Here is a 12630-nt window from a genome sequence, read left to right as displayed (position 1 = left end):
TCTAAGTTTGGGGACTTTAAATTTAAGTATGGAATAATTTCTTCCCTAAATCCTGTGATGCACCTAAATATGATGCTTTATGAATTTCTCAAGCGCAGTAGGTGTTAATGGTTTACTGAAAAGAAAGCCTTGGACCTCGTCACAACGTTGTTGTTTTAAAAAATCTAATTGTTTTTTACTTTCAACGCCCTCAGCAAGAACCTTAAAATTAAAACTTCGAGCCATAGAAATGATCGCTTCAATAATTACTTCATCACTACGCGACGCCGATATATTTTGGATAAAAGATTGATCAATCTTTAAACAATCAATGTGAAGTTGTTTTAGATAATTGATGCTGGAGTTTCCTGTCCCAAAATCATCTAATGAAATACGAATACCAAGTTGTTTGAGTTGATTTAGTGTCTTTATAATGTCTCTGTGCGTAATGATCACATTTTCAGAAATTTCAAATTCTATATGTTCCGGAGAAAGTAAATGTTCTTTTAAAATATTCTCTACAACCGTGATAAAATTGGGCTGTTGTAATTGCCGAGTAGTAATATTAATGCCAACGCGAATATAAGGCAGACCTTTTCTATGCCAAGCTTTAATTTGCTGACACACTTCACTAATAATCCACTCACCTATAGGGATAATTAAACCCGTTTCTTCAGCTATAGGAATAAAATCGATTGGCAACATCAATCCATTCTCTGGATGATTCCAACGAATTAAGGCTTCTACAGACAAGATGTTTTCGTTATCAACATTAAATTGAGGTTGGTACAGTAAAAAGAACTCTTTATTCTTAAGGGCCTTCCTTAAATCGGTTTCGATTTTAAAGCATTGATCAGTATATTCATGTAGTTGAGTAGCATAAAAAGCATACTGATTTCCTCCCAATCTCTTGGCCTGATACATTGCTAGATCAGCATTTTTTAACAAATCACTGGGTGTATTTCCATCTTTAGGATAAATACTTATCCCGGCAGCGGTAGTAATAGTTATATCTCTTTTTACCATTTTGAACGGTTCTGTCATGGAGTCTATAATTTTGTTAGCAATGACACTAACATCCTCATTTTTAAATATCTGACAAATCATGACGAACTCATCACCACCCATCCTCGCTAAGGTATCTTCTTTCCTAACTAGAGAAGACCATCGTTGCCCCACCATACGCAATAGTTGATCGCCAACTTCGTGCGACAAACTGTCATTAATTAATTTAAATCGATCTAAATCAAAATACAGGATGGCAAATTGGTGTTCATGTTTCCGTGCATAATCAATACTCGCTTGTATTTGATCGAATAATAGGGCTCGGTTAGGTAATTTAGTCAATGGATCATGCAGGGCTTGGTATTTTAGCTGTTTTTCAAGGTTTGCTTGTTCTGTTATATCACGAAAACTCCAGACACGACCGATGATTTTCTTGTTTAATCTGTGGGGAAGGGTATAACACTCCAATATTTTGCCATTCTTGAAAGTAATAATCACTCTACTGATTTCGTCAATGTTTTTTCTAAGACGCTCGATCTCCGCTAAATACTCTTCAGGCTCAGCAATCTGATTCAGCATATAATATAAAAAGATGCTACCATCATTAGTATCTAACATGGATTTAGGAATATTCCACATCGAGGTAAACTTGGAATTACAATCGATTAACTTGTCATTTAAATCGATGACTAAAATTCCATCTGCGGAAGATTCAAACGTGGACCTTAAAAGAGATAATGATTGCTGCAAGGATTCTGTACGTTTCTTAACCGTCTGCTGCAGTATTTGTTCATGATGTTTTGCATTATTGGCCAAAATCCATTTTCTTGTTAATGCACAAGCGAGTTGTCTTACCGCGACTACATCAAATGGTTTTTTTAAAATCAGGTAATTATCTCCCATTCCTAATTCTTTTACGGTTTCTTCCCAACTGTAATCCGAATAAGCAGTACAAATTACCACTTGAATCTCGGGATCAATCTCCCACATATGTTTAATGGTTTCAATACCATCCCATCCTGGAGGCATTCTTATATCGACGAAGGCCAGGGCATAATGTATCCCTTTTTCTACATCCTCATTAATTTTGGTAATTGCTTCTTTGCCCTGGCACGCGGTATTTAAAATAAATTTTGGTAAAAAGTATTCGATATCCGGGTTATAGGAACCGCTTAAAGAAGGCTCGTCATCAAATAATTGTTGTTCTAAATGGCGAAGTTCCGACTTTGTATTCGAAGCAGTCAAGACTTTAATAAAATCTTGATGAATTGAGGGATTATCATCAATGATCATAATATTTAGTGCTATTTCACTCATGAGTTCTCCCTATTTATCTAACCTGTCCCGGATAGGTAAAGTCAATACAAATTGCGCGCCATATCCTTCACCTTTACTCTCTGCTAAAAGAGTCCCCCCCATATCACGAGCTGATAGTGCAGAACTGTGTAATCCAAAACCATGCCCATTTTGTTTTGTAGTAAATCCAAAAGCAAAAATCCGTTGTAGATTATCTGCATTGATCCCAACTCCATTATCCTTGACAATAACTTGTACTGATTTTTTTTCTGTTTTTTGTATTATCAATTTGATTTCTTTAATGGGAGTAGTCGTGTTTTCCAAGATCGATTCTTTGGCATTTTGAATTAGATTGATCAATATTTGTAATAACTTGGATTTATCAACAATGACTAAAGGTGCTGGATGATACTCTTTAATTATCTTAATCCCATTTTTTGAGGAGCTCATAGTGATATTCAATGCTGTTTCTAACAATTCTGGAAGATAGACTCTTTCATTCATACTCGATAGCCCACTAATCGATTTTTGGGTATCTACGATTTGACTTATATGCTGTAAATCATTCTGAAGATTATGTACTTCGATACTATTTTTTTTATTTTCTTCCAAAATAATTTTAGCAAGAGTTAATAGATATTCAGGGATAATTTTACCTTTAGGATCCAGGGTTAAAAAATCAGCTAAATTGAGTTGGTTTTTCTCCATCATCTCTGTAATTTTTAATAATTTTTTATCATAATCTTGTTTAAAGCTATTTTTTAATAAGGTGATGGAAACGTTGGAGCTATTTAAAATATTTCCAATATTGTGCAAAATGGTTGTAGCGACCTCTGCCATTCCCGCACGACGGGCGGTAGATGATATTTTTCGATTTAATTCTTTGATTTTTTCTTCGGCAATTTTACTTTTATGAATATCAATAACAATACCAGCAAGCTGTTTCTCTCCCTCTTGGCATCGGCCAATTGCTCTATACCAGTGATAATTTCCATCAGGCTTCCTTACCCGTATTTCACATTCATAATCCATTCTATCGTTTAAAGCACACTCTACCTTTTGGAGTAACTCAAATCGATCTTGTTCATGAACTAACTCTAGAAATTCCTGCAAAGAAGGAGGTTTATTAATTGGATTTAACTGAAACAGATTGAATAATTCACTTGACCAGATGGTGTGCCCGGTGTTGCCATCAAACGACCAATATCCTAATCCTGCAATATGTTGGGCAAACTCTAGCTTTTCATTCAAGCTCATCATTTCTCGAGAAGAAATTTTTATAGAACGTTCATGCAAATAACGCTCTTGATCCGCTTCTATATACGTATTATTGATGCGGTGGAGAAAAATTTCCCATTGCTCATCCGATTCTGGTTTTTTATCTTGAGCAATATTTGAGTGTTCAAGTTGTCGTTTTAATAATTTATGAATTTCCATATTGTCTTATTTTAGCCTTAAGTTTTTATGTCTCATAAATGGTTGTAATCGTCATGGTTTGGTTATGTAATTGACAATTCCCAACAGAAAAAGGTGATAATTCCCCATATGAATAAAACCCCACTTGCGTAGAACCTTTTGGTAGAGCAGTCAGAGTGGATTCAATTTCTTCTTCTGTTCGTTCTCCTAAAAGCAATCTCCTGCCTACACAACTGATATCAATCGCCAAAACGGGGCCTAGTTGTTCTAAGTTATCATTGAGCATCAATTTATTTGCGAGCAGACCTGCTTCATTAGCACTATCAATTAATCGATCAAAGTTTGCTCTCATTAATTGCGCATGCCATCCCATTGGAATATCCCCCGCAAAAGTCAGGGATTGCTCTTTCTCATTAACTGCAAGGATTGTACGCACTAATTGGATATCATCATGTGCCTGAGGATTATTAATAGCCAATGGATAAAGTAATCCTGAAGAAGGTAATTCAGAGGCTTTTTCACCTAAATATTCTTTATATAGTTGTAAGGCGGGTTGATAATCAAGCTCATATAAGACATTGGATTCGGACCGGGTAATTCGACGAACCGGACCAAAAATATCCCATCCTCCCTTAGAAGCATGTCCAATATGAATATTCGCACCATAAAAACCAACCGCAACGGCATAATGGTCCATTATTTTATTATTTAAAATTGCCCATGTTTTTGTGAAGTGACTGCCATCACCTGCTAAGCCACCGGTAATGACAAGTTTTTGATGACTTTTGACTGTATTTAATCCTTGAACTAATTCGGAACCATTTACATTGAGTCCATCGGACAAAATAAAAATACTGTGCAGATCGTCTGCTTTGAGCTGTTCAGCAATGAGCTCGCCAGCTTTTTCAGAGTCTTTACCGTTATTCACCTCAGCTTTTGCAATTTTCAAAGAGGTTTTAGCAAATTTGATTACTGCCACGGTAATACTGTGGTCAAAAAGATGATCACCAAAAATTTCTCCAGCAGTAGAGCAACCGATGATTTTCGATTTAGAATAAAAGTTAGCCAGCTTCATTATTGGCTCTTGAAAATCCATGAACTCAGGGGCTGCAAAAATAAGCACTAGGGTGTTCTCTGAATCAAGATCTGGAAATTCTTTCAAACTCCATCCTTTTTTTCTAAGGAATTGAAAGGCTTTTATTTCCATAGAGCACTCCTTGTAACTAAGTATGACAATCAGAAAATGTTTTTATTAGTATAGTGTCAATTTTGGTTTTTTTCTTGATTAATTGACCTCATTTTAATCAAAACAAGAGTTGCAGTGGTTCATCTAGATTTTTTTGCTACCCAAATGAAAATTCGTTATGATGAATTTCATTATTTTGCTGAAGGGACGTAGGACTTATGGAAGGAGAAAAATCACCTACCCGGAATAAAAAAATGGTGATTACTGGACGTTGGCGAGAACAGTTCCCGGCAGAAAATTCCTTAGGTTTAATCATCATTTTACTCACCTTAGTTGCTGTATTATGGTTCTATATCTCTACTAAAAAAACACAAACTGTTAGTCCTCAACCTATTCCAATTGTTGCGGGAATTTCTACAACTCGAGATGTACCTATTTATATTGCGGCACTGGGCACAGTAACACCTGTTTATACTGTGACGGTTCAAACCCAAATAAATGGTTTATTAATGAAGGTTCTCTTCAAGGAAGGTCAATTGGTTAAAAAGGGCCAGTTACTTGCCCAAATTGATCAGCGGCCTTATGAAGCCTTACTCACTCAATATGAAGGGGATCTCAAACGGGATTCCGCTTTGTTAGCGAATGCCAAAATTGATTTAAAACGCTATCAAAAATTATGGAAAGAAGATTCGATTTCCCAACAAACATTAGCTACTCAGGAGTCACTTGTTGAGCAATATGAAGGTAATGTTAAAACCGACCTCGGTCTCATTCAAAGTACTAAAGTCAACCTTATTTATTGCAATATTACTTCGCCTATTGAGGGACGAATCGGTTTGCGTTTGGTAGATCCAGGGAACTTTGTTCAAACTTCAAGTACCCAAGGTATTGCAGTGATCACTACTCATGATCCTGTTACGGTAATTTTTCCTGTAGCAGAAGATTTTGTGTCGCTTATTGCACCCCAAGCCTATGGTGGTAAAGAGATGCAAGTGAACGTTTTTGATAGACAACAAAACCATTTACTTGCCACAGGAAAATTATTGGCTTTGGATAACCAAATTAGTACGACAACAGGAACCGTACGACTTAGGGCGATATTTGATAACCATAAAAACAAATTATTCCCTAACCAATTTGTGAATGTGAAAATACTCGTTGAGACGTTGCACCAAGCGACGGTTGTGCCCACAGCTGCGCTTCAACATACTACAACAGAAGATTTTATTTACGTCATTAATGAGGATAATACAGTAAAAATTCAAACGGTAACTCTGGGACCTACCCTTGGTGATGATACTGTAATTAAAAATGGTTTATTACCCAATCAACGAGTAGTGGTAAACGGTGCCGATAAATTAATGAATGGGTCCAAAGTTTTGGTCCAAAAAGAATATCCAGCAAGTGTCTCAGTTCAAAAAAGCGAGTATCGTTTAAAGGTGAATAACCTCACATGAGTATTTCAGGCCCCTTTATTGCAAGAGCTATAGCCACTTCACTATTGATGTTTGCTATTTTGCTGACTGGCGTTCTTTCTTACAAACTCTTACCTATTTCAGCGCTCCCTGACGTGGAGTATCCAACAATTCAAGTATCAACTTTTTATCCTGGAGCAAGTCCAGATGTAATGAGCACTACCGTTACGGCCCCACTTGAACGTCAATTCGGACAAATGCCAGGTTTGGAGCAAATGACCTCAAACAGCTCAAATGGGTCATCCATTATAACTTTGCAATTCAATTTGGATATGAGTTTGGATGTAGCAGAGCAAGAAGTTCAACAAGCGATAAACGCTGCAAGTAGTTATTTGCCGATCGATCTTCCCAATCCTCCTGTTTACAGTAAAGTCAATCCGGCAGATACACCCATCCTAACCTTGGCTTTGACTGCAAGAACTTTACCATTAACTCAAGTAGAGGATTATGCAGAAACACGTCTTGTTCCTAAAATCTCTCAATTATCGGGTGTGGGGTTGGTAAGCATCGGTGGCGGGCATCGACCTGCGGTACGAATTCAAGCTAATCCAAATGCATTGTCTGCGTATGGATTAACTATGGAAGACGTACGTTCTATCGTTATAGCTTCCAATGTGAATGCTGCTAAGGGAAATTTCGATGGCCCACGCTTAGCCTATACGATTAATTCCAATGACCAGCTTTTGTCTGCTGCAGATTATCGTCCTTTAATTGTTTCATACCAGAATGGGTCTCCCGTTCGTTTATCTGATGTAGCTGATGTTATTGATGGGACAGAAAATACAATGCAAGCAGCATGGATGGATACAGAACCGGCGATTATACTCAATATCCAACGCCAACCCGCAGCAAATGTCATTGAGGTAGCCGAACGTGTCAAAACTCTATTGAAACAAATGAGCTTGGCAATTCCGGCAGGAATGGATATCAAAATTCTTACCGATCGTACGACCAGTATTCGTTCTTCCGTAGAAAATGTTCAATTTGAATTACTGTTGTCCGTTGCCTTGGTTGTAATGGTGATTTTCCTTTTTTTACGTAAACTATCCGCGACAATAATTCCAAGTATTTCAGTACCCTTGGCACTCGTAGGCACATTAGGTTTAATGTATTTACTCGGGTTTAGTCTTAATAATCTTACTTTGATGGGATTAACCATTGCTGCAGGCTTTGTAGTTGATGATGCGATCGTGATGATTGAAAACATCATACGCTATATCGAAATGGGAAAGGAACCTTTGGATGCTGCTCATAAAGGAGCCGCGCAAATTGGCTTTACTATTGTTTCTTTATCTATTTCTCTGATTGCGGTACTGATTCCTTTATTATTTATGGGGGATATAGTCGGTCGATTATTTCGTGAATTCGCAGTGACCTTAACCATGACTATTGCAATTTCAGCGTTCGTTTCGTTAACGCTGACTCCTATGCTTTGTTCTAGACTGTTAAATGTAAAAAATAATAATAAAGTCAATAAGTTAGAGAGATTTCTTAAACGTCAGTCCGATTCTCTTATTGAGCGATATAAAATTTCTCTTCATTGGGTTCTTTCGCGCCAACCTTTTATTTTACTGGTCTTTTTCATTACTGTATTAATCACAGGCATTTTATTATATTTCATTCCTAAAGGATTTTTTCCCATTCAAGATACAGGAATTATTCAAGGAATATCACTAGCTTCTGAATCGGTTTCATTTAAAGAAATGACAACTCGACAACAAGCTTTGGTGCATGCAGTGCTTTCTGATCCCGCTGTTGAAAATGTATCATCCTTTATTGGTATTGATGGTACGAATATAACGCTAAATAGCGGGCGTATTTTGATTAATTTGAAACCTTTTGAGCAACGTTCAGGTGTTACCGAGGTTATGAATCGTTTGCAATCTAAAATGAATCAAGTTATTGGTGCTTCCTTATACATGCAGCCGGTACAAGATTTAACAATTGATACATTAACCAGTCGCACACAATATCAATACAGCATTAGCGCTCCTGATAGGGAGGACGTTACTAAATGGTCGCAGTTAATGTTAGAGAAAATGCGCCAACTATCTATTTTAAAAGAGGTCAATACCGATCAACAAAATACAGGTTTGGTGACCTTATTGGATATTGATCGCGATACCGCATACCGACTGGGTATTACCATGCAGACGATTGACCAGACTTTATATGATTCATTTGGTCAGCGGCAAATATCTATTATGTTTACTCAACGAAACCAATACCGGGTTGTATTGGAAGTATTGCCCCCACTGCAAAGAGAGTCGATTGCTTTTGACAATATTTATATTAATTCTTCTGTAATTAATTCTTCTACCAACGCTTCCGGCTCCTCGAGTACTTCACAAAATAATAATTCTTTTTCGGAGATGATAACCAGTGGCTCTGTTCCAATTAAGACTTTTGCTCGTTTAAAGCAGACTGTTGGTCCTTTAGTTATTGCGCATAAAGACCAATTCCCTTCTGCTACGCTTTCGTTCAATCTTGCAAATAATGCATCCTTAGGAGATGCAGTGACTCAGATTGACGATATAAAAAATAGTCTTAATATGCCTCTCAATGTAGAAGCGGGTTTTCAAGGAACCACAAAAAATTTTCAAAAATCCCTAGCTAATGAAGGGTGGCTGGTTATTGCTTCAGTGGTTGTGGTTTACATTATATTAGGGGTACTCTATGAAAGTTACATCCATCCACTAACTATTTTATCAACCTTACCCTCAGCTTCGATGGGGGCTTTACTTGCATTGTATATAACAAACAATGAGCTGAGTATCATTGCCTTGATTGCGATTATTTTATTGATTGGAATTGTATTAAAAAATGCAATTATGATGATTGACTTTGCGCTTGAACAAGAACGTGAATACAAACTCAAACCAGAACATGCAATTTATGAAGCCGCTGTATTACGTTTCAGACCCATTTTGATGACTACAATGGCCTCTATGCTGGGGGCAATTCCTCTGGCATTTAGTAATGGGCTAGGTGGTGAGTTACGACGTCCATTAGGTATTGCGATAATTGGGGGGCTGATGGTCAGTCAGTTAGTTACTTTATATACGACTCCGATTATTTATCTAACATTTGATCGTATCTCACGTAAGATAATGAGTTATGGTAAACATAATCCAGGTGTTACGGAGGCTGGATTGTGAATTTATCCTCCTTATTCATTAACAAACCCATTGCCACAATCTTATTAGCGTTTGGATTAAGCTTCGCAGGAATTCTCGCATTTAATTTATTACCTGTGGCACCGTTACCTCAAATTGATTTCCCAACAATTATGGTTCAAGCTCAATTACCAGGAGGTAGTCCAGAAATTATGGCAACCTCAGTTGCAGCGCCTTTGGAGCGTCAGATAGGGCGAATTGCAGGGGTTACTCAACTGACTTCCTCAAGTACTTTAGGACAAGCCAGCATCACCGTACAATTTGATCTATCCCGTAATATTGATGGAGCTGCCCGAGACATCCAAGCAGCAATTAATGCATCCTTAAGTCAATTACCCCCTAATTTAACGAATAATCCTACTTATCGTAAAGTAAATCCTGCTGACGCGCCGATTATGATTCTTGCATTGACATCGGATAAATATACTCCAGGACAGATGTATGATGTCGCTTCAACTATTTTGCAACAAAAGATTTTGCGGATTGAAGGTGTAGGGCAGGTTGGTGTTGGTGGGAGCTCATTGCCCGCAGTTCGCGTTGAAATTAACCCTACAGCTTTAAATAAATATAAAATTGGATTAAACCAGCTTGCAGGAATAATTAATAATGCCAACGTGAACTTGGCAAAAGGACAATTGATTCATGATGATACTGTTTCCATAATCCGTAGTAATGATCAGCTACAAAAGGCAAGCGACTATGGACCGCTTATTATTAGCTATTTCAATAATCAACCAGTACGCCTTTCTGATATTGCCCATGTATTTGATTCAGTTGCTGACGTTCATACTGCGGGTCTGGCAAATGGGAAACCCGCAGTGCTTTTAGTTTTATTTAAGCAACCTGGGGCCAATGTGATAAAAACAGTGGATCATGTTAAACAAATATTACCCCAACTGGAGGCTTCCATATCTAAGGATATTAAATTAAATATTTTAATGGATAGAACCACCTCAATTCGTACTTCATTACATGATGTGGAGCTTACTCTACTTATAGCGATGTGTTTAGTAATTTTTGTTACTTATCTTTTTCTTGGAAGTTTTCGGGCGATGATGATTCCTGGAATTGCAGTTCCTTTATCTTTACTTGGTACTTTTGCAGTAATGAAATTATTAAATTACAGCTTAGATAATTTATCGTTGATGGCTTTAACCATTTCTACAGGTTTTGTTGTCGATGATGCAGTTGTAGTACTGGAAAATATTTCTCGTCATATCGCTATGGGAAAAAAGCCGTTGCAAGCTGCTTTTGATGGATCAAAAGAAATTGGTTTTACAGTGTTGTCGATTAGTATTTCATTAATTGCCGTTTTTATTCCCATTTTTCTTATGAGTGGGATAGTAGGACGCTTATTTCGTGAGTTTGTGGTGACCCTTTCGGTAGCAATTTTGACTTCCCTGGTTGTTTCCCTAACCTTGACACCGATGATGTGTTCCAAACTGTTGCATGAGAATGAAGGAACGAAAAGCAACTTTTTTATGCGCTTTACAGAAAAAGTACGTTTGCATTATGCAAAGGGTTTGCATTGGGCGTTATTTCACCCACGAGTCATGTTAATTCTCACTTTTGCAACTGTTTTACTGACTGCAAGTTTGTTTATGGCGATACCTAGAGGATTTTTCCCTCAACAAAATACCGATCGAATCGCAGGATCTTTACGGGCGGATCAAAATATTTCGTTTCAAGCAATGCAGAAGAAACTTATTCAATTTGTCTCGGCAATTCGCAAAGACTCGGCTGTCGCTAATGTGGGTGCCTTTATTGGTAGTGGGCCGGGTAATAATACAGCAAATACAGGCTCTGTCTTTATTACGCTTAAGCCTGTCCAAAATAATAGTCCAACTACCTCTCAGGTAATCGAGCGATTGCGTAGCAAATTATCTTTAATTACTGGTGCTACTTTGTATATGCAGGCTGCCCAGGATTTAACAATAGGTGGCCGACAAACGGCAGCTCAATTTCAATATACGATAACTTCTGATAATTTAAACGATCTCGCTACTTGGACGCCACGGATTATGGAGCAATTGGCAAAGATCCATGGAATTACTGATTTAAATAATGACCAGCTTAATCATGGCTTGCAAACTTATGTGAATGTAGATCATGACACTGCATCGCGTTTTGGGATTACCCCAGAACAGATTGATCGAGTGCTGTATTATGCTTTTGGGCAAAGTCAGATCTCGGTAATGTATATGCCAATGAATCAATATTATGTGGTCATGAATGTTGCTCCAAAATATTGGCAATATCCTGCTGTATTGGAAGAAATTTACGTCAAGTCGTCAATGGGAGAGGAAGTGCCATTATCGGTATTTGCCAGTTTTGAGACTGGTTCTACCTTATTATCAGTAAATCATCTAGGTCTGGCCCCTGCGGCAACCTTTTCATTTAATTTGATTCCTGGAGTATCGTTAGGTGGAGTAGTGAAACAAATTAGTGCAGGAATCAAAAAAATGAATTTACCGCCAACCATGCGAGGTACGTTTCAGGGGACAGCACAAGCGTTTCAAGAATCATTTGCAAATGAGAAATATTTAATAATGACTGCTATTTTAGCAGTCTATATTGTGCTGGGAATGCTGTATGAAAGTTTGATTCATCCAATAACTATTTTGTCTACTTTACCCTCAGCTGGTGTAGGCGCATTATTGGCTTTATTGTTATTTAAGTCCGATTTGAGCATTATTGCTTTGATTGGAATGATTCTTTTAATTGGTATTGTGAAAAAAAATGCCATTATGATGATTGATTTTGCATTAGAAACGGAGCGCTTAGAAAATAAATCCTCACGCGAAGCAATTTATGAAGCTGCTTTATTGCGTTTTCGCCCTATCATGATGACAACAATGGCTGCTATTTTAGGTGCTATGCCTCTGGTTATTGGCTTTGGAGTGGGTTCAGAGCTTCGTCGCCCATTAGGTATAACTATTGTTGGTGGGCTCATTATGAGTCAATTATTAACCCTGTACACGACACCAGTTATTTATTTAGCAATGGACAATGCAGGCATACGTTTTCGAAATTTTATGAACCGGCTTAAGTTACGAGGCGCCTATGGCCAATCATAATCGATTAAAAGCACTCTATA

6 protein-coding genes are annotated in these 12630 nt (G+C 37.6%); 3 read left to right on the top strand and 3 right to left on the bottom strand.

All coding sequences use genetic code 11. The annotated features are described in order from the left end of the window. Positions 1 to 63: 63 nt before the first annotated feature. Genes ACWTE2_RS19465 through ACWTE2_RS19455 form a run of 3 tightly spaced genes read right to left on the bottom strand, consistent with a single transcriptional unit; the run spans position 64 to position 4903 of the window. The gene (locus ACWTE2_RS19465; protein ID WP_454783963.1) at positions 64 to 2301 is read right to left on the bottom strand and encodes an EAL domain-containing protein; all 2238 of its coding nucleotides are present in this window, start codon (positions 2299 to 2301) and stop codon (positions 64 to 66) included. A gap of 9 nt (positions 2302 to 2310) precedes the next feature. Continuing rightward, positions 2311 to 3717 (bottom strand): sensor histidine kinase, encoded by a 1407-nt coding sequence (locus ACWTE2_RS19460; RefSeq protein ID WP_454783962.1) that lies wholly within the window; start codon positions 3715 to 3717, stop codon positions 2311 to 2313. A 25-nt stretch (positions 3718 to 3742) separates the two neighbouring features. After that, positions 3743 to 4903 carry an FIST signal transduction protein gene (locus ACWTE2_RS19455; protein WP_454783961.1) on the bottom strand — a complete coding sequence of 387 codons (1161 nt, stop codon included), beginning with the start codon at positions 4901 to 4903 and terminating at the stop codon, positions 3743 to 3745. Positions 4904 to 5100: 197 nt separating this feature from the next. On the opposite strand from ACWTE2_RS19455, the gene ACWTE2_RS19450 reads away from it, so the two are divergent. Genes ACWTE2_RS19450 through ACWTE2_RS19440 form a run of 3 tightly spaced genes read left to right on the top strand, consistent with a single transcriptional unit; the run spans position 5101 to position 12610 of the window. Continuing rightward, entirely contained in the window at positions 5101 to 6339 is a 1239-nt protein-coding gene (locus ACWTE2_RS19450; RefSeq protein WP_454783960.1) for an efflux RND transporter periplasmic adaptor subunit, read from the top strand. Beyond that, complete coding sequence (locus ACWTE2_RS19445; RefSeq protein WP_454783959.1) at positions 6336 to 9515, top strand: efflux RND transporter permease subunit; 3180 nt, start codon at positions 6336 to 6338, stop codon at positions 9513 to 9515. Before ACWTE2_RS19450 ends, ACWTE2_RS19445 begins: the two co-directional genes overlap by 4 nt. Then, complete coding sequence (locus ACWTE2_RS19440) at positions 9512 to 12610, top strand: efflux RND transporter permease subunit (protein WP_454783958.1); 3099 nt, start codon at positions 9512 to 9514, stop codon at positions 12608 to 12610. The genes ACWTE2_RS19445 and ACWTE2_RS19440 overlap by 4 nt, the downstream gene beginning before the upstream one ends. The last annotated feature ends 20 nt before the right edge of the window (positions 12611 to 12630 follow it).

The organism is Legionella nigrisilvae (assembly GCF_977063395.2).
The sequence above is the reverse complement of the archived record's forward strand: the minus strand, read 5'-3'. Positions and strand labels throughout refer to the sequence as shown.